Source organism: Sphingopyxis sp. GW821-FHT10B01 (genome assembly GCF_059415685.1).
Genome location: NZ_JBWKNS010000001.1, coordinates 121,427 through 142,207 on the forward strand (window position 1 = coordinate 121,427; position 20,781 = coordinate 142,207).

Below are 20,781 nucleotides of genomic sequence, written 5' to 3' on the forward strand. Positions count from 1 at the left end.
CTGGCGCGGAGGAATGCGATTTTGATACGGCCGACCCTCTTCCTGTTCCCGCTGCTCGTCGCTTTCGCCGCCCCCGCGCTCGCGCAGAACGATAGCTCGCTTGCGCAGTCGGGCACCCCGCCACAGCGCACCTCGGTGCTGTACACCTATGGCGACGAGCCCTGCCCCAAACCTGTGGGCGACGAGATAGTCGTCTGCGCACAGCAACCCGAATCCGAACGTTATCGCGTGCCCAAGGAACTGCGCGAAGAGCTGAAAGACGACACCCCCGTCGGCGGCGGCAGCTGGGCCTCGGCGGTCGAAGGCTATGACAATGTCGCTCGCGCCACCCGCCCGGGCAGTTGCTCACCCGTCGGCTCTTACGGTTTCACCGGCTGCGCCGCCGCCGCGCTCCGCAACTGGTTTGAGGAACGCCGCACGCCCTGAGGCGAACAGGAAAGCGAAACAGTGCGTTTCTCCGGCGCTTATTGACGCGGCCCTGCCCCCTCGCCTAGCCTGATCTTTCCCCAACAGGAGACTTCCCCATGCGTCGCATCGTCCCCCTCGCCGCTCTTGCACTTGCCATCATGGCGACTCCCATCGTCCTCGCGCAGGGCGCCGGTGCCCCTGGCGCCCCCGACAAATCGCGCGTGACCGCAGGCACATACGCCGCCGACGCGGGCCACACGATGGTCGTGTGGGAAGTCGATCACCTCGGCTTCAGCAAATATACCGGCATTTTCGGCGACGTGACCGGCACGCTCGTCATCGACCCCAAGAATCTCGCCGCAGCGAAGGTCGACGTAACGATCCCCGTGTCGAAGGTCACGACCGCCAGCGCAGGCCTCACCAGCCACCTGCTCCGCGCCGGCAAGGACGGCGGCAAGGCCGATTTCTTCGGCGCCGCGCCCGCCGACGCCAAATTCGTCTCGACCTCGGTCGTCCTCGATGACGACGGCGACGAGGCAAAGGTCACTGGCAATCTGACGCTGAATGGCGTGACCAAGCCGGTGACCCTCGACGTCGATTTCCACGGCGCGGGCGTCGGCATGAACAAGAAGGAAACCATCGGTTTCCAGGCCGAAACCACGATCAAGCGCAGCGATTTCGGCATCAATATGGGCATTCCCTATGTCAGCGATGCCGTCGAGCTCGAAATCCACGCGGCGTTCGAAAAGCAGTAAGCACGCGCCAATCTGTCACACGCTCCGCGTAAGAAAGGGGCGGGACCTTCGCGGGTTCCGCCCCTTTTCGCAGGAGCGCGTGTGATGAGCGAACTGGTACGCGAAATTGTCGAAGTGAATGCCTCGATCGACGGCGACGAGGAAAATCCGCTGCTGATCGTCGAGGCCGAGGGCCTCACCCCCACCGCCGGCTGGGCCAATGTCCGGCTCGATCCGCATGTCTATATTACTCCGCCCGAAGACGGCGTGCAGGATTTCGATCTCGTCGGCGACCGCCCTTCCGACGCCAGCGCCAACGCGCTGACCGAGGTCGAGGCCGCATGGGAAGGCCCGCTACAGGATTGGTGCATCGCCGTCCGCGTTCACGCGATCGACAATCTGATCGAGGACGAGGTTTTCGAACCGTGGGACGAAGACGACGACGCGAGCGAAGCCGCCTGAAGCCTGTCGCCAACATTTCCTCCATTGTCATCTTGGCGGAGGCCGGGATCTCTCCGTTCCGTCATTCCGCCAGGGCGAGATTCCGGCCTTCGCCGGAATGACGAAATGGAGATTCAAGCCCCCTGCACTACGCCGGACCGCGACATGCCTCGCGGTCCGGCGACATTTTCGGTTCATCGCCCAGCCAGCACGCGCAGCATAATCTTCCCATCTTTCAAGGGAGGATTCTCATGCGCCGCACCGTGCTTCTTGCTCTTGCCTTCACCGCCACCCCCGCGCTGGCGCAAGCCAATCCGCAAATCGACTATCCCGCGTTCCAGGCGCTCACCGCCCGGGTCGCGCCCGAACGCGTGACGCGCCTGATCGCCTTCGACACCTTCAAGGCCGAAGCCGCGAAACCCGAGGTCCTGCTCCTCGACGCCCGTTCAAAGGATGCCTTCGCGCGTGGCCACATCAAGGGTGCGGTCAACCTGCCGCTCACCGACTTCACCGCCGAGAGCCTTGCCGCGGTCATCGGTGCCAATCCCGACCGCGCTATCCTTATCTATTGCAACAATAATTTCTCGAACAACCGCTTCCCCGTGCCGCGTAAATCGGCCCCGCTCGCGCTCAATATCCAGACCTTCATCAACCTCGTCGGCTATGGCTATCCCAACATCCACGAACTCGCCGACGTCGTCGATTTCAACGATCCAAAGGTGGAATGGGTGACCGCCTCACCCCGTCAGTGAAGCTTCCGACCGAAAGATACGCGCCATATAGCCAAGGAACCGGCCGGCGAGACTTTGCCCCTCGGCATCGATCCGCACCTTGCCCGCGACGGGCTGCATCGGCCCCGCACCCTGCGCTGCAATCAGGCGAATGCGGTAAAGTGCCTCGTGCGGCTTCAGCGCTCGCGACGGATCTTCATCGACCGCGATCGGGCCGCCCTGGGTAGAGGCGAGAATCGGCTGGTCCATCCATTGCACGGCGCTTGCAGACCGCTCGACAAGCTTGGCCGGGCGCGATGCCATGAGCGGATCGTCCGGAATGAAACGCGCCAGCGCTCCGTCGACGACGCGGCCGATATCGTCTTCGGCGACAAAGGCCTGCACGTCATAGCTGTCGGGCGTGACGACGCGCGCGATCGTCTCCGCACCTCCCAGCCAGCGGCCCGGGTGGACATCATTTTCGAGATCAGCGACAATTCCGGCAAAGGGCGCGCGCAACTGCAATCGCGCCTGTCGGCGTTCCAGTCCCCGCAGCGCGTTGCGCTCGGTTGCAAGCTGGCGTTCGATTACCGCGCGATCGGACAGGTCCTTTTCGTCGGCGCCACCGCGATCGAGCTGCGCCTGAAGCTGCGCAATACGCACCCGGCTTTCCGCCGCGGCGCTGACCAGATCGGGCGCGGTGAGTTCGACCAGCACCACGCCTTTCTTCACGCGATCTCCGTTCTTCACGAAGACATGTTCCACACGCGCCGGATCGCCGGCGACGATCGGAGTGGCTCCGATCGGCGCAAGCACCGCGGGCGCGGTGACGTGCCGGTCGAGCGGGAGGATTGCAAGAACGGCCAACAGACCGGCACTGCCGATCAGCATCCGGCCCCGCGCGGAGCGGAAGATTGCGGTACGCCGCAGGTTCCATTGCTTCAGCTCGGCAAGCACCGGGCGCAGGACGAACACGCCCATTTCGACAACGAACAGGATGACCCCGAGCAGTTTGAAAAACATGTGATAGACAAGCAGCGCGATGCCGATGAACAGCACCAGCCGGTACAGCCATGTCGCCCATGCATAGAGAATGAGCAGGCGACGAAGCGAGGTCGGCACCTGTTCGGGCACCGGCTCGCCCAGGTCGAATAACAACTCGCGCAATCGCCAGCGACCGAGCGCGAACGCGCGCGGCTGCAAATTGGGCACGCCGAGCAGGTCCGACAGGATGTAATAGCCGTCGAAACGCATGAACGGGTTGAGGTTGAGGCCGAGACTCAGCACCCAGCTGCTCGTCGCGGTGATGAACGCAACGCTGCGCAGGCTGCCGTCGGGCAGCAGGACCCAAAGCATCGTCGCGACGCTGGCAACCATCAATTCGGCACCGACCCCGGCGCAGTCGATCAGCAGGCGCTGCCGCCGCGACGTTAGGCGCCAGGCGGCGGTGGTGTCGGTGTAGAGGACCGGCATCATCACGAGAAAACTTACGCCCATCGACGGCACGCGGCATCCGAAGCGCGTCGCGGTGTAGGCGTGACCCAGTTCGTGGAGGACCTTTACCGCCGAAAGGCCGATGCCATAGGCAATCACCCCCTGCCAACTGAAGAAATAGAGGAAGGAAGCCATGAACGCGTCCCATTGACGCGACACGAGGACGAGACCTGCAGCGGCGAGCAATGCAAAGCCCCAGAGCACCGGCAACGACCACAGGGAGGCGACGCGCGGAAGCGTGCGCTCCAGAAATGCGGCGGGCCGGACGAGCGGGAGGCGGAAGAACAGGTAATTGTCGACCATCCATTTCCACCAAGCCTTGCGCTGGGCGGCGCGCGCGCTGGCGAAGCTGGCGACGGTATCACCCATCGGCATCACGGTCAGGTTGTTCGCGAGCGAGAATTCGACAACGCGGCCGACCGCCTCACCCGCCTCTTCCGGGCCCACCCCATCGTTCGCCAGCTGGTCGCGAATGCCATCGAGCGCTCCGTTTGCCCACGCGGACAATATGGCGAACTCCGTCCTGCCGAGCTGAAAAAAGGCATGTTTGACCGGATCGAACAAGGTCCAGCTCGGCGCGCCGGTGACCAGCGGTGGCCCGGGCTCGATCCGCAATTCCTGACGAAGCGGCGGAATCGTTACCGAAGCGGGCGCGGGGACGGCCGCGGCGATCATATGCCGAGATACTGGCGCAGGCTGGAGATCGGGCGTCGCAACAACGCATAGCCGAGCGGTGCCCAGCGGCCATAGACCTTGGCCGTTCCGCGCGAGCCGATGCGCGGCGCGGCGCCGAGAGGCTTTGCGGTCACAGTAAAAGCCAGAACGCCGCTCGCAGTCTGCCGCGACTGATAGCTGACATTTTCCAGCCGCGCGTCGATCGACCACAAAGGCTGGGCATCGAGCCAGACCTTGACCCGATTGCCCGGCGCCAGCTCCATCTGTTCCCTGGTCGGCAGATCGACGCGCAACTCGACATCCCCGGGATCGACGATCTGCAGAACGGGGTCTCCGACACTGACCGCACGCCCCTCCCAGTCGCGGCGATCGCTGTAGAGCGCGATGCCCGTCCGCGGCGCGACGATGCGCGATCGGGACAGCAGGTCGCGGGCATAGGCATAGTCGGCCTGCGCGACCTCGAGTTCCGCGCGCATGATCGTGATGTCCCGGGTTTCGTCACCCGGCTCGAAGGCCGCGCTGGTCGACCGTTCGACGCGCGCGCGCGCGACCTCTAGCTTCTCGGTTGCCTGCTCCAGCTCATTGCGGACCTTGGTATCGTCAAGCGTCAGGACAGGCTGTCCGGCTTTGACCGCTGCATTGGGAGCGACCTCGATCCTTTCGATCACACCAGAGAAAGGCGCGGCGACGACAAAGGGGCGCGCCGAGACCACTTCGACTGGTGCCAGCGCCGTCATTTGCACAGGAAAAAGCACGATGCCGGCCAACAGAACACCCAATCCCCTGCGTTCGCGCGCAGTCATTTTCCGGATACGGCGAACCGGAACACCCCCCGCCAACGCACGCCAGGCGTGCGCCGCCGTCTCGCCGATACGGTCGAGCCGGATCGTTTCGCCCTCGCGCATCGGTTCGGCGCGGGCGATCAGCAACCCCGCAAACGCCGAGCCTTCGGTATCGAGCAGCGGCTGCCAGCGCCATGTCTTGAAAGGATAGTCGGCGAGCGATGGGTCTTCATGCAGCGCATCGGCGTCAAATTCGCGGGGCTGGTCGAGTGTCGTATCCGCAGCCAGCACCGCAACCGTCCGTTCGACCGCCTGGATCAGCGGCGCATTGCGATCTACAGTGGCCACACTCGATGCGGCGATGACCTGAAACCCTTCCCCGATGCGGGCATGGCGCAGAACGAACATCTGGTCATAGGCAATGATACGCCGTGTCTCATTCGCAATATGATATACGAGTTCCGCAATGGTCGGCCAGCGACGCAGCTCGGCCTCGAACTGCAACAAGGCTGCCAGACTGCCCTGATCGGGCGGGATCGCGCGATGAATCGTGGGCGGTGCGCGGGGCTCAGGACGACTTGTCATTCGGCGCCTTGGGCGGGGCGGTTGCTGCGCCGGCGCCAGCCTCGGGAAACAGGGCCGATCCACTCATGCCGGGCAGGACCATGCCCGCCTGTTCGGTGATATCGGCGGTGACGCGGATCGTCTTGCTGACCGCATCGACCGCCGCGCCAAAGCGCGTGACAACGCCGCCCGCTTCCTGGCCGGTTTCGTCGATCCTGAACCGGAAGGGTGTCCCGGGCTTGAGCCAGGTCAGCCAGCGGCTGGGAACGATCAACTCGATCTCGAGGCTTCCGCCGCTCTGAATCTTCAATAGCGGCTGGCCGCTGGCGGCAACCTCGCGCACATGCGCGATCTCTTCGACCACGGTTCCGGCAAAGGGAGCATAGACGGCACAGTCGTTCAACTGCGCCGAAACCGCCGCGGCTTCGGCCACTGCCTTGTTGAGATTGGCATGCGAGACCGCCACCTCATTCTTGCCGACGGCTTCATACTGGTCGAGTTCGGCATTGGTTTCATAGGTTTTGCGATAGGCGGCGGCGGCGGCATTTGCCGCATTCAGCTGGGCCCGGGTCTGCGAGCAGTCGAAGCTGGCGAGCAAGACGCCCTTTCCGAATGATTTGCCTTCGCCGTAAGGCATTGCGGTGATGCGCGCGGTGATGCGCGAGGCGATCGTCGCTTCCTGCTTGGCTTTGACGATGCCGCGCACCTCGCCGACCGGATCCGGCTGTCTGGCGGCAGGAGCCGGGGACGCTGTCACGCGGACCGACGGCGCTTCGACGGCGCGATGATCGTCCGACCATTGCACCCGCCCGTCCAGCACGCCACTTTGTGCCACGGCGATCGCCGCTACGAGGATCGCCACGCCGCCCGCGACATAGGGCAAACGCTTCCCCGCCCCACCCGGCTCCGGTTGTTCGCTGTCGTCGGTCATTCGATCACCCTTCAGTCGAGTTTGAGGGCGGTTTGACGGTCCTGCCAAAGCCGCTTGAGCGACGCGGCAAGCGTGGCGACATCGTCACGACCGCTGACATCGGGACCGAAATCGTCGATACCCATCGAGCCGTAGAGATTTGCATAGGCGTTTTGGGCGGCCGCATAAGCGATGTCATATTTGACCTCGCTGACGAGCGAGTTCATCTCTTCGCGCAACAGGGTCTGCTGACTGATCGCGCCCGCCTTGTAGCCCGAGCGTATCTGATACATGATCTTGTCCTGTACCTGATACTGACGGTCGGCGGACTCAAGCTCGGCCGAAAGATGACCAAAGCGCGCCCGCGACACATTGACCTGGGTGATCACCGCCATCGTCAAGGCCAGTTCGCGCTGTTGCAGCAACTCCTGCTGCGCCTGCACGGCCTTTTTCTGCGCCGGCATCTTGAACAGGTTCAGCACGTTCCAGCTCGCCCGTGCGCCGACGTTCAGCCAGTCGTTGTTATAGAGGAAATCGTTCGAATCATAGTTGACGCCAAGCACCGCCTTGAAGTTCGGCAAGGCCTGTAACAGCACGGCGTCGAGTTCCTTGGCCGTGATACGCTGGCGGTAGCTCACTTCGCGCAATTCGGAGCGGTTGCGAAGCGCGGTCATCATCATGTCTTCACCGCTGAGCCTGATCTCCGGCAACTTTTCCGAACGGTCGGGCAGAACCAGCGTGAACGCAGTCCCCGGCTTCAGGTTCATGAGCGCCGCCAGCTGCGCCTTCGCGATCACCAGTTCGCGCTGGAGCTGGCGGATCTGGATCTGGATGTCGACCAGCTCGCGCTGATAGGTAAGCGCCGTCAAAGGCGCGGACAGTCGCCGCTCGGCCAATCGCTCGGAATTGCCCAATGTCGTGGTCACCGAGGTTTCGAGCTGACCGAGTTTCGTCAGCAGACGTTCGGCACTTACCGCCCGCCAATAGGACGTCCGCACATCTTCGATGATGCGATTGGCAACCTTGCGGCGCGCCTCCATCGAAATCAGGACTTCGTCGGCCTTCTGCTGCGCCCGGACATAGGAAAGACCGAAATCGAGCACATCCCAACTGAGGCCAAGATCGGCGGTAAAGACATTCTTCTCCGATGACGTAGACGGTTCGAGCGATTGCCGGCCGGACAGGAGCGACAGCGAACTGGCACCCGAATAATTGCTGCGGCTGGCATATCCGGAGCTTGCCACGAGTTGCGGCAGCATGTCGAAACGCGCGGAATCGAGCTCGCGGCCCCGCAGCGCCTCCTGGGCCATCTCCACCTTGTAATCGAGGTTGTATTTCAGCGCTCGCGCCATCGCTTCATAAAGGTCGATCGGGCCCGAGACGGGTTCCTGGTCGGCATCGACGGCCTGAATGTTCCGATCGGCCGTGGCCGCGATCTCGTTTGCCGTCAGCGGCTTCGGTGTGACCGTACACCCGGCCAGCAGAACCGCCATCGAGCTCCCCCCGAGGAGAAATTTGATCTTCATCGCCGCTCCCACCTCAAACTATCAACGAAGTTACAAACCCAAATCCTGATGGCGCGTTCCATCTAATTCCCGAATGCTCCCAAAAGCTGCGCGGTTTCCGAAGAACTTGATGCACCAGCACTGGCCATTATGGCTCCCAGTGGCGCGGCGGCTCGGCTCTCCCGCCTGTCAATCGGCGCGTCGAGCTGTATTTCCCCCGTTGCCCCCTGCACGATCACCGGTATTTCGACACGGCTTCCGTCGGCGCGGATGCCGATCGCGACCAGGCGCAGTTGCTCGGCATCGACCGGTCTTTCGATAATAGCCAGCCCGCGCGCATCGAACCGGATCCAGTCGGGAAGCGGTTTTCCGTCGCGGGTACGTAGCTGATATTCAACGATCGCAGGCGTATCCCCGGCGCCCTCGTCGCGCAGTTCAAGATAGATCACATTGCCGCGAACGATCGATTCCACGACCAGTTGCCGATCCGCGCCGCCGACCGTGCGGGCCGAGAAGCCCTCGATTCCCTGCACCTGCGACGGGTCGAAACGATTGTCGAACAGGCGATCGACGTCAGACTTGAAGATCGTGAAACGATCGAGTGCGCGCACCACGGCGTTGACCGGATGCGCGACATCGGACAGCGCGTCGGTGCCGTTTAGCCGGTCGATGCCATTGACCGCGGTCAGCACCGGAATATTCGTGTCGAGACCCGGCGTCCCGTTCAGCGATCGCACGCCATTGATCGCATCCAGAACAACAAGCGGCGCCCCGAAATCGGACGGATCGGCGCGCGGCGCCGCATCGATACGGTCGGCATCGCGGCCGAACGGGTCGCCGGAATCGAGCAGCGCGTTCATGTCGAGATCAGTGACGGAAAGGATCGTCACCGGGATCGTGACCGTTACCGAGCCGCCATTGCCGTCGCTGACGAGCACGGTAAAGCTGTCGGAGCCGACGAACCCGAGCGCCGGCGTGTATATATAGCTGCCATCCGCACTCACCGTGACCGTGCCATTGGCTGGTGGCGTCGCAACCGCAAAGGTCAGCCGATCGCCGTCCACGTCCGACGCCACGATCTGCCCGCTGACCGGCGTATCTTTGTCAGTCGTCGGCGGTTGCGCCGACGCCACCGGCGGATCGTTCACCGGCCTGACGACTACGGGGATCGTAACCGGCACGCTCCCCCCCTTGCCGTCGCTAACCAGTATGGTGAAACGGTCGGTCCCGTTGAAGTTCGGGTTGGGGGTATAGGTATAGCTGCCGTCAGTATTGACGGTAACGGTGCCATTGGCGGGCGGTGCGGCAACGGCGTATGTCAGCGGATCGCCGTCCACGTCGGATGCCGTCACCCGTCCGATTACCGACATATCCTCGTCGGTCGCGACCGGCGGTGCCGATGCCACGGGCACGTCGTTCACCGGAAGAACCTGAACCGGGATCGTCACCAGAGCCGAGCGGCCATTGCCATCGCTGACCAGCACGATGAAGCTGTCGTCTCCGTTAAAGTCCGGATCGGGCGTATAATTATAGCTGCCGTCGGGGTTGATCGTCAGCGTACCGTGGGCTGGCGCTTCGGTCAGCGTGTAAGTCAGCGTATCGCCATCGACGTCGGTCGACGCCACTTGCCCGATCGCCGGCACATCCTCGTTCGTCACAATCGGTGGCGCACTTGCCTGTGGGGCGTCATTGACCGGCGTCACAATACCCAGCACCGTCGCGGTGTCGGAGAACATGCCGTCGGACACGGTGTAGGTGAACTGCGGCGCGCCATTATAATCGGCATTGGGCGTAAACGTCAGCGTGCCGTCCGGATTGAGCGCAACGCTGCCACCGATTACGGCGACGCTTTGATTCACTGCAATTGCCGTTCCGTCGATAGCCGTGACGGTCAACGCCGGGCCGTCGGCGTCCAGATCATTGGCCCGTACATCGAAGGTGACGGGCGTGTCTTCGACGGTCACGAAATTGTCGTTCGCCGCCACCGGCCAGTCGTTGACCGGCGTCACGGTCAGTGTAACGATCGCCTCTGCGGTACCGCCATTTCCGTCGTCGACCCGATAGGTGAAACGGTCGGTCCCGTTGAAATCCGGATCGGGAACATAGGTATAGCGCCCGTCGGCGAGCAAGGTCAGCGTGCCGTGCGCGGGGGGGCTCACCACGCTGTAGCCGAGCGGGTCGCCATCGGGTCCCGTATCGCTGTCGTTGGTCGCGACGGAGCCCGCAAGCACAGTATCTTCGGCCGTGGAGGCCCTGTCGTCGACGGCAACCGGCGGAAGATTGGCAACCGCGAGCGTGAAACCGGCCGAAGCGGCAAGCCCTCCGGAATCGGTTGCTGTCACGACGATCGAATAGGGGCCCGCCTGGCTGGCGTCGCTCGTCAACGTCCCGAGTATCTCTCCGGTCACCGGATCGATCGACAGCCCGGGCGGCAGGCCGGTCGCGCTGAAACTCAGCGTATCTCCATTGTCCCTGTCGCTGAACGCGGCCGCGGTGTCGATCCGGACCGCGTCGCCGTCATTCGCCGTCCGGGCCGGCAGCGTAACGCCAACGGGCGCATCATTGGCGCCCGTGACAGTTACGGTTACGGTCGCGGTGCTGGTTCCGCCCTGCCCGTCGCTGATCGTATAGGTCGCGGTCGTGACGCGCGTCTGGCCGGCTCCCAGATCGTCGAAGGCCCCGCCGGGGGCGAAGCTGTAGCTTCCGTCCGCCGCGATCGTAAAGCTGCCGCCGGCGGACCCGCTCACCGCCGCGCCGACATTCGTCGCAGCACCGTTGACCGCGCTGACAATCAGCGGATCGCCATCAGGGTCGCTGTCCTGTCCGGCGGTTCCAGGCGACACGTCGCCGCTGCCCATAGCGTTCTGCCCGACCGTCAAAGCGTCGTTGATCGCCGTCGGCCCCGGGTTGGCAACCGTCCAGACAAAGGCCTGCTGCGTGGAAGCGCCCCCGTCGTCGGTTGCGGTGACAGTGACATTATACGGGCCGCCAATGCTGGCCGACCGGTCGATCGTACCCGAGATCACGCCCGTCACCGGGTCGATCGACAGTCCCGGCGGCAAGCCCGTCACGGCAAAGGTCAGCGTACCGTCGACATCGGCAAAATTGCCCGAAACGTCCAGCGTGACCGGGTCGGCGTCATTCGCTGCACGGTTGGTAATCGGGGTCGAGGTCGGCGCGTCGTTGACGGGCGACACGGCGATGGTCGCGACTGCCGCCGCCGATGTGGCCCCCTGCGCGTCGGTCACCGTAAAGCTCAGGCTCCGGTCGCCGGCGATCGGATCGTCGCTGCGATTTTCATATTGCAGCGCGCGGATCAGCGCGGTGACCGCATCGCGCGACATCGGCGTGCCCGGTCCGGCCGCGTTTTCGACATGGAGCGCAGCCGCGCCATCATAGCTGTAGCGGAACGTCGTGGTACCGAAGCCGATGGTACCCGAAGACGCCACGCCGGCCACAAAATCGATCCGGCCGTTGAGGTGGATGATTTCCTGCCCCGCATCGGCGAAGCCGGCGAGCGCGATGTCGAGGCCGACGATCCCGTCCTCGACATCGAATGCGGCACCGTCGGCAGCGACGATCAGGACGGGTGCATCGCCCTCGACAAAGCTGGCGGCATTGTCGACGCCCGTACCCGCACCATTCAGATCGATCGTCGGCGGATCGTTGACCGCCGTCACGTTGATCGTGATGACCGCCTGCGCCGTTCCGCCATTGCCGTCGGAAATCGTGTAGGTGATCGTCACCGGCCCGTTGAAATCGGCGACGGGCGCGAAGGTCAGCGTGCCGTCGGCGTTCATCGACAACAGGCCCGACGACAAGGCGACCGGCGAGCCCGGCGCGATCGGCTGACCGCCCGCGACCGTGACCACGCGCAACGTGTCGCCATCGGGATCGACATCCGCCCCCGCAGCGCCGCTGACCGTTCCCGCGCCGGTGATCGGGTTGAAGGTCACGCTCCCGTCCTCGGCCACGGTCACCAGATCGTTTGCCGCGACCGGCGGCGGATTGGTGATCGTGAAATCAAAGCTCTGCGTAACTTCGGCACCGAACGGATCGCGCGCTATGATCGCGACGCTATAGACGCCGCCGACGCCGCCCTGGCTTGCGTTCGAGGCAAGTGTGCCGCTGATCAGGCCCGTTTCGGGATCGTAAATCAGGCCGGGCGGCAATCCGCTGACGATATAGTCGAGATCGTCGCCATCGACATCGCTGAAATAGGATGAAATATCGAAACTGACGCTGGCACCGTCGGGGCGCGACCGGTCGGGAACCTGACTCGTCGCAACGGGCGTATCGTTGACCGCGGCGACATTGATGCTCACGACCGCATCGTCGAACCCGCCGTTGCCATCGCCGATGCTGTAACTGAATGTGGTGGCGCCGTTGAAATCGGGCCTGGGCGTGAAGCGGAGCATCTGCACCCCGCCAACATCGACGAGTTGCACCGTGCCGTCGGTGACGGTTACGGGCGCGCCGCCAACCGTCAGCGTTACATTGTTGACCTTGATCACCGCCACGGCGTCCCCGTCGGCATCGATGTCGTTGGTCAGCACCCCAATATTGACCGCCGTGTCCTCGTTCGTATTCGCATTGTCTGCATTCGCCACTGGGGCAATGTTGATTGCGGTCAGCTTGAAAGAGACGGTTGCGCTCAGACCGCCGCTACCGCTGCGATCGTTCGCGGTGACCTGGACGTTGTAGTCCGCACGCCCCGTCGGGCCCGAGGCGCCCGACGCAATCGTGCCGGAAATGACCCCGGTCCCCGGATCGATTGACAGCCCCGCGGGCAAACCCGTGACGGAATAGGTCAGTGTGTCGCCGTCAACGTCGGAAAAATAGCCCGAAACATTGAGCGAAACCGACGCGCCGTCGTTGCGTTCGGTGTCGGGGATCGGGGTACCCACCGGCGCATCGTTGACAACACCGACATCGACGTTGACGACCGCAGTGCTGAAGCCGCCCTGCCCGTCGGTGACGCGATAGATAATCGTGTCGACACCGTTATAGTCGGGGTTGGGCACATAGTTCAGCGTGCCATTGGCGTTGACGGTCACGGTGCCGTTCGCCGCCTGCGGGGGAAAGGCGGGATCGATCGTCAGCGTATCGCCGTCGGGGTCGGTGTCATTTCCAAGGACGTTGATATCGATCGCCTGATCCTCGATCGTCGAGGCATTGTCGTCCACCGCCGTCGGGGCGGGATTGGAAACATCGAACCGGAAGCTCTGCTGCGTCGTCGTGCGGCCGTCGCTAACCTCGACCACGACGGTATAGGGACCGCCCACCGAGGCATTGGCAGCGATCGTGCCGGTGATGCGGCCGGAGGCATCCATGCTCAACCCCGGCGGCAAGCTGTTAGCTACCACCGAGAACGTCAGCGTATCGCCCTCGGCATCAGTGAAGAAGCCCGAAACATCGATCGGGTTGGCGGTGATCGACTGGCCGTCGGCGCCCGAATAGTTGGGGATCACTGCGGCGACGGGCGCATCGTTTGTCCCGTCGACGGTGACGGTGATGAAGCCCGTGTCGAAACCGCCGTCGGTGTCATCGAGCAGATAGGTGATCACGGTCGTGCGCGATTCACCCACCTGAAGATCGTCGAAGGCGGTGCCCGGGTCGAAGGTGTAGGTCCCGTCGGCATTGACGACGAACGTGCCGCCCGCCGACCCCGTTACCGGCTGGCCGACGCGCGCAGGATCGCCGTTGATCGCCGACACGACCTTCCCGTCGTTGTCGGGATCGACATCATTGTCGAGCACATTGGTACCGCTCGTCGGCCCCGCATCCTCGAATAGCCGCAGCGTATCGGCAAAGGCGTGCGGCGGCAGGTTCTGGATGTTCCACGTCAGCGTCGTCGAAACCGTGCCACCATTGCCGTCGTCGGCGGTGATCGTCATGACATAAGGCGTGTTCGCCGACGCATCGTTGGTCAGCGTTCCGGTGATTTTTCCGGTTGCCGGATCAAAACTCAGTCCCGGCGGCAACGGGCCGGTGAACGAGAAGGTCAGGTCGGTGCCGGCATCGACATCGTCGAAATAACTGCCCACGTCGAAATCGATGGCCGCGTCGTCGGTGGTCAGGATCGCCGGAATCGGGGTTACGACGGGCGCATCGTTCACGGCGGTGACGGTGACCGTCACCGATGCGCTCGACGTCCCGCCATTGCCGTCGTCGATCGTGTAGATGATCGTGTCGGTGCCGTTGAAATCGGGATCGGGAATATAGGACAATGTCCCGTCGCCGTTGATGGTGACCGCACCATGCCCGGCCGCCGCCGCGGTGATGATCAGCGGATCGCTGTCGGGATCGACATCGACCCCCGCCGCACCGCTCGTCGTGCCCGCGCCGGTGACCGGATTGAAGGTGACGCTGCCATCCTCCGCGACGGTCGCCGTATCGTTGTTCGCCGTCGGACCGGGGTTTGTCGTCGTTAGCGCGAAGCTGCGTGTTTGCGAGAGTCCGGTGGCGCCCGCACGGTCATAGGCGGTGACGGTAACGGCATAGATTCCGTCACCCGCCGGCCCGCCCTGACTCGCATTCCGGTCGATCGTTCCCGAAATGACACCCGTTGCCGGATTATAGCTCAGCCCGAGGGGCAGGCCCGTGATGACATAGTTCAGCGCATCGCCATCGGGATCGCTGAAAAAATCGCCCATGTCATAGGTGAAGGTCTGCCCGTCGGCGCGCACCCGGTCGGGAACCGCAGGCGTTGCGATCGGCGTATCGTTGACCGGATTGACGGTGACCGTGACGATCGCGGTGTTGATGCCGCTGTTTCCGTCGTCGATCGTATAGGTAAAGGATTCGGTGCCGTTATAGTTCGCGTCGGGCGTAAAGCGGAGCATCGTCACCCCGCCGACGTCGACAAGCTGGACACGGCCGTTCGCCGTATCGACCGCGGGTCCACCAACCGTCAGCACCTGATTGTTAACGCGCACGATGAAGTTCATGTCACCGTCGGGGTCGCTGTCGTTGGCCAGAACCGCGATGTCGACCGGGGTATCCTCGTTGGTGGTCGCGCTGTCATCGTTGGCGTTGGGCGCGATGTTCACCACCGTGTTGCGATAGGTGATCGACGACTGGCCGCCCTTGCCGTCGTCGGCGGTTACCGTGATCGTATAGACGGTCGTTCCGGTCGGCCCCGAAGCCCCCGGTGCGATCGTCCCCGATATCACCCCGGTCGTCTGGTCGATCGTTAGCCCCGGAGGCAATCCGGTTGCCGTATAGGTCAATGCGTCGCCATCGACATCGTTGAAGAAGGTCGCAGCGTTCAACGAAACGCTGTCGCCGTCATTGCGAAGCCGATCGGGAATCGGCGTCGTCGCCGGCGCGTCGTTGACCGGTGTCACGGTCACGCTGACCACCGCTTGCGCGGTGCCACCATTGCCGTCGGAAATGGTGTAGACGATCGTGTCGGTGCCGTTGAAATTGGCATTTGGCGTATAGGTAATTACGCCGCCGGCGCCGATCGTGACCGCGCCATTGCCTGCGCTGGCCGCTATGATCGCAAGCGGGTCGCCATCGGGATCGCTGTCGGGCGTACCCCCGCTGGCGGTCCCGTCGAGCAGATTGAGCGTGACGGGTGTATCTTCGGCGATCGTCACCGCATCGTTCACCGCGACAGGGGCCGGGTTGGTAATCGTGAACGTGAAACTGTCGCTGACCGTGCCGCCCTTACCGTCGCTCGCGGTGACCGTGACGGTATAGACACCCCCGGTTCCGCCCTGGCTGGCTGCCCGGTCGATCGTGCCGCTGATCAGGCCATTGGCCCCCATTGTCAGGCCTGCGGGCAGGCCCGAGACGCTGAAGCTGAGCGGATCTCCATCCGCCGCATCGGCAAAATAGGTCGACGTATCGAAGCTGACACTGGCGCCGTCCGGTTGCGCGCGATCCGGGATCGGGCTCGTCACAACCGGCGCGTCGTTGACCGGCGTCACGGTAATGGTGACATATTGCTCGACCGTCCCTCCGTTGCCGTCGTCGACGATGAACGAGAAAATATCGGTGCCGTTGAAGTCTGGCGCCGGTGTATAGCTGTAACTGCCATCGGAATTGATCGTGACTGTGCCGTGGGCCGCTGGGGTCGTGCCGGCGCGATAGGTCGCAATATCGCCGTCGGCATCGCTATATCCCGGCAGCGCCCCCGTCAGCACACCGTCCTCGGCGATGGTTTCCGCAAGGTCGCTCGAGACGGGCGGATCGTTGACGTTCGCGACAGTAAAGCTGAGCAGATTGGGGCTCTGGTCGGTGTCGATGCCGCCATTCGCTGTCCCGCCGGTGTCGCGGACCTGGAAGGTGAAGCTGCCAAGTCCGCCGCCATTGGCGTTGGCCGCGGGCGTCCAGACGAGCTGCCCCGCCGCGATCTGCGCCGCCGTGACGAAGCTGCTCGCCGTAACCGCAGCGCCGTTCAGCGTCAGCGTCCCGTTCGCGGGCAGCGTCGAGATCACCACACCCGCGAAGGCATCGCCCTCTGCAGCGTCGCTGAAGCCGAAATTGCCCGCGGTGAAGACATAGGGCGTATCTTCGGTCGCGTTCAGCACCGCGTCGGTGCCCGCCGGTGCATCATTGACCGGGACAATCGAAATGGTCGCGCGAGCGGGCGCCGAACTCGACGTGCCATCGCTGACGGTAACATCGATTGCACGTGGAGCCGTCGCGGGATTGTCCGACGTCGAGGCATAGCGCACGGCATCGAGCGCCGTCTTGTAAGCGGCCGGTGACGCCGCGCCCGACAGGGTCAAGGTAAAGCTTGCCGCATCGTAGCTGGCCGTGATTCCCGGCGGCAAACCACCCGCGACCGACAGGATATCGCCCGCCGATCCATTGGCGATTGTCACCGTCGCCCCGGTCAGCGCCGGACTGTCGATATCGGCAACGACGCCGTCGGCGGCAATGATCGCGACCCCCGGGCCATTCTCGGTATATGTTGCCGTATAGCCCGTTCCGCCTGCACTACCGTCAAGGTCGAGCACCGGCGCGTCATTTACCGGCGTTACATTGACCGTCACCGTCGCCGTTTCGGTCACCCCGCCCGCGGTGACGGTATAGGTGAAGCTGGTGGTGCCATTGAAATCGGGTGCGGGTGTAAAGACCAGGGCGCCATTGGCGGCGAACGTCACGCTACCCTGCCCCGCTGGCGGTTGTGTCACGGCCGTGACCGTACGGCCCGCATCCTCGAAATTGTCGGCCGACGCGCCGTTCGATCCTGTCAGCACATTGAAGCTGACCGGTGTGTCTTCGGACGTGGTCACCGTATCGGCCACGATGTCGGCGACGGGCGCGATGGTTAGCGCGATGATGTCGGTGTCGCTGGCCCCGTCGGGCGCGCGGATGGTCGTGATGCTGATCTGCGCGGGACCATTATAGTCGGAATCGGGCTGGAAGCGCAGGCCATCGAGCGCGGCGTTGATCGCGGCAGTCGATCCGCTGAACGTCATGGTCGTATCGGAGATGCCGTCGCCGCCCGTAAAGGTCAGCCCGGCTACGGTCGACAGCGACAGCAGGCCGCGGGTGCCGGTCAGCGTGACCGTCAGAACGCCGTTGTCGGGATCGGTGACCGCAATGATTTGTCCGTTGGCCGCGCTGAACAGGATCGCTGTATCTTCGGCACCCGTCGCCGACGCCGGCACCGTGTTGACCACCGGGTCGGCCACCGGCGTGACCGTCCCGCTGACACTGGCGGTCGCGGTCGCACCATTTTCATCGCGCACGGTGTAGCTGAACGAGGTCGGACCGTTGTAGTTGGCCGCCGGCGTGAAGACGAGACGTCCGGCGCCATCGAGCGTCACAGTGCCGCCGGTAACCGCGACCCCGGGGCCGCCCGCGCTGATCGCCGCCCCGTTGACCGCGGTAACGGTCAGCACGGCACCCGCGTCGACATCGCTGTCGTTGGCGCGCACCTCGATCGTCGCGGGTGTATCTTCGGCGACGATAAAGCTGTCGTCGACCGCCACCGGCGCGTCGTTCACCGCTGCGACGTTGAAACTGATCATGTTCGGGCTCTGATCGGTGTCGACCCCGCCATTCGCCGTCCCGCCGTCGTCGCGGACCTGGAAGGTGAAGCTGCCGAGCCCGCTGCCATTGGCGTTCGCGGCGGGGGTCCAGACGAGCTGGCCGGCTGCGATCTGCGCTGCGGTGACAAAGCTGTTCGCGGCAACCGCGGCGCCGTTCAGCGTCAGCGTCCCGTTCGCCGGCAGCGTCGATATCGTCACGCCGGCAAAGCCGTTCCCGTCCGCGGGATCGCTGAACCCGAAATTGCCCGCGGTGAAGACAAAGGGCGTGTCTTCGGTCGCGCCCAGCACCGCATCGGTGCCACCCGGCGCATCGTTCACCGGTGTGATGGTGAAGCTGATCCTGTTCGGGCTCTGGTCGGTGTCGACCCCGCCATTCGCGGTCCCGCCGTCGTCGCGAACCTGGAAAGTGAAGCCGCCAAGCCCGCTGCCATTGGCGTTGGCGGCGGGGGTGAAGGTCAGCTGACCGGCCGCAAGTTGCGCTGCGGTCACGAATGTGCCCGCGGTGACCGAAGCGCCGCTCAACAGCATCGTCCCGCCCGCGGGAAGCGTCGTGATCACAACGCCGGTAAAGTTGTTGCCGTCGAGCGCGTCGCTGAAGCCGAAATTGCCCGTGGTGAAGACGTGAGTGGAATCTTCGGTCAGTGTCAGGACCGCATCGGTACCGCCCGGCGCATGATTGATCGCACCGATGGCGCCAAAGACGGTCGCGGTCGAGGTCAGCGCGCCGTCGGATATCGTATAGGTGAAGGATGGTGTACCGCTGAAACCGGTGGTCGGGGTAAAGGTGAGCGTGGCGTCGGCATTGAGGCGCACGCTGCCGCCAGTGACCGCTACGCTGCCCCCGACCGCGATCGCGGTGCCGTTGATCTGCGTGATGGTCAGGACCGGCGAATCGATGTCGCTGTCATTTCCCAGCACGGCGAAAGTGACGGCCGCATTTTCAGTCGTCGCAAAGCTGTCGCTAACCGCAACCGGCGCATCGTTGACGGGCGCGATCGTGATGAGCGTCGTTGCCGACGCTTCCTCGCTACCCGTATCGCCCGACGTTCCAGGGTCGATGCCGCTATTGCCCTGATCGTTGATCGTCGTCGTCAGCGTCACCGAGCCATTGGCGTTGGCGGCGGGCGTGTAGGTAAGCGCCGATCCCGCGATCGCCGCGTTGATCGCCGAAATCGTGCCCGTTAGCGTGACGGTTCCGGTACCGTTGCCACTGACCCCGATCCCCGCCACCGTCGTCCAGATGAGGACGCCCGCAGGTACGCTGAGCGTCACGCGCACCGCGCCGCTGCCCGCGTCGATGTCACCGAATGTGATTCCGGTCAGCGCCACCGGCGCATCCTCGTTCGTCGCAATATTCGCCGGCACCGTCAGCGTCGGCATATCGTTGACCGCATTGACCGTAACGGTGACATTCGCCGTTTCGGTCACCCCGCCCGAGGTAACGGTATAGCTGAAGGTCGAGGTGCCGTTGAAGTTCGCGGCGGGCGCGAACACCAGCTGGTTCGACGCATTGAGCATGACCGTGCCGTTCGGAACATTGACCGTTGCGCCGGGCGCGATGGCCTGCCCCGCAACCGCGGTAATCTGCGGCGAGGCATTTTCGAAACTGTCGTTGGCCAGCGGCGAGATGGTAATGGCCGTGTCTTCGTTGGTGCTCGCCGTGTCGGCGACGATGTCGGCGACCGCGGTGATCGTGATGGTCGTCGTATCGCTGTCGCTGCTCGCCCCGCCCGTTCCCGTATTGCCGTTGTCGTTCGACACCATGGTCAGCTGGACGGTGCCGTTGAAGTCGCCGACCGTCTGGCGGAAAACCGGCTGGGTCGCAGCATTGGCCAGATAGGCGTTGATCTCGGCGAGCGTGCCGCTCAGGACAACGCTGTTCGTACCCGATCCGGCGACCGAGACATTGCCGCCCGCGCTCGCGCTGATCGTTCCGGCGCCGGCCGGAACCGACAAGGTCACCGAAATCGATCCGCTTCCCGCATCGGGATCGCCGACCGACAGGCCCGACAGCGTCAGCGCGCCATCTTCCGCAACCACATAGCTGCGGCTGGTATTGACGATCGGGTCATTGGCGGCCGTGACATTGACGGTCGCCGTCGCGACCGCCGAGGCGAGCCCCGATGCGTCGGTGACCGTGCCGTTGATCGTCCGCGCGGCGGTCGAGGGTGTATCGGACGAGGTCGCGTACCGGATCTGTCCGATCGCGGTCGCATAGGCGGCGGATGACGCGGCGCCGGACAATGTCAGCGTATAGGTTGCCGGATTATAGTTTGCGGTAATTCCGGCCGGCAGCGCGCCCGCGATGGACAGGATATCGCCGGCCGAACCGTTCGCGATGACGAACGTCGCCGACTGCATGTTCGCGCTGTCGATGTCGGTCACGCTCGCGGTAGCCGTCGCGATCGCAACCGGCGCGCCGTCCTCGACATAATTGGCAGCGTAATTGTTGCCAGCCGTCGCGCCATCCAGATCGAGCACCGGCGCGTCGTTGACCGGCGCGACATTGAAGCTGATCGTATTGGGGCTCTGGTCGGTATCGACC

General features: G+C 64.1%; 9 protein-coding genes. 4 read left to right on the top strand and 5 right to left on the bottom strand.

Annotation, left to right across the window (positions count from 1 at the left end):
• Positions 1-21 precede the first annotated feature (21 nt).
• From AC07NV_RS00535 to AC07NV_RS00550, 4 genes are all read left to right on the top strand, one after another.
• Positions 22-426: a hypothetical protein gene (locus AC07NV_RS00535; RefSeq protein WP_495164387.1), complete on the top strand. Its 405-nt coding sequence runs from the start codon at positions 22-24 to the stop codon at positions 424-426.
• A 98-nt stretch (positions 427-524) separates the two neighbouring features.
• Positions 525-1,163 (top strand): YceI family protein, encoded by a 639-nt coding sequence (locus AC07NV_RS00540; protein WP_495164388.1) that lies wholly within the window; start codon positions 525-527, stop codon positions 1,161-1,163.
• An 84-nt stretch (positions 1,164-1,247) separates the two neighbouring features.
• Positions 1,248-1,604: a hypothetical protein gene (locus AC07NV_RS00545; protein ID WP_495164389.1), complete on the top strand. Its 357-nt coding sequence runs from the start codon at positions 1,248-1,250 to the stop codon at positions 1,602-1,604.
• 230 nt (positions 1,605-1,834) lie between these two features.
• Positions 1,835-2,335 carry a rhodanese-like domain-containing protein gene (locus AC07NV_RS00550; RefSeq protein ID WP_495164390.1) on the top strand — a complete coding sequence of 167 codons (501 nt, stop codon included), beginning with the start codon at positions 1,835-1,837 and terminating at the stop codon, positions 2,333-2,335.
• Here the strand turns inward: AC07NV_RS00550 and AC07NV_RS00555 are convergent.
• The 5 genes from AC07NV_RS00555 to AC07NV_RS00575 all read right to left on the bottom strand — a co-directional run bounded on the left by AC07NV_RS00555 (position 2,321) and on the right by AC07NV_RS00575 (position 20,717).
• Positions 2,321-4,462 (bottom strand): site-2 protease family protein, encoded by a 2,142-nt coding sequence (locus AC07NV_RS00555; protein WP_495164391.1) that lies wholly within the window; start codon positions 4,460-4,462, stop codon positions 2,321-2,323. The genes AC07NV_RS00550 and AC07NV_RS00555 overlap by 15 nt on opposite strands.
• Positions 4,459-5,829 carry an efflux RND transporter periplasmic adaptor subunit gene (locus AC07NV_RS00560; RefSeq protein ID WP_495164392.1) on the bottom strand — a complete coding sequence of 457 codons (1,371 nt, stop codon included), beginning with the start codon at positions 5,827-5,829 and terminating at the stop codon, positions 4,459-4,461. The genes AC07NV_RS00555 and AC07NV_RS00560 overlap by 4 nt, the downstream gene beginning before the upstream one ends.
• Positions 5,813-6,739, bottom strand: a complete 927-nt coding sequence (locus AC07NV_RS00565; RefSeq protein ID WP_495164393.1) for an efflux RND transporter periplasmic adaptor subunit — start codon at positions 6,737-6,739, stop codon at positions 5,813-5,815. Before AC07NV_RS00565 ends, AC07NV_RS00560 begins: the two co-directional genes overlap by 17 nt.
• Before the next feature lie 11 nt (positions 6,740-6,750).
• The gene (locus AC07NV_RS00570) at positions 6,751-8,244 is read right to left on the bottom strand and encodes a TolC family protein (RefSeq protein ID WP_495164394.1); all 1,494 of its coding nucleotides are present in this window, start codon (positions 8,242-8,244) and stop codon (positions 6,751-6,753) included.
• A 62-nt stretch (positions 8,245-8,306) separates the two neighbouring features.
• Positions 8,307-20,717, bottom strand: a complete 12,411-nt coding sequence (locus AC07NV_RS00575) for a beta strand repeat-containing protein (RefSeq protein ID WP_495164395.1) — start codon at positions 20,715-20,717, stop codon at positions 8,307-8,309.
• Positions 20,718-20,781: the final 64 nt, after the last annotated feature.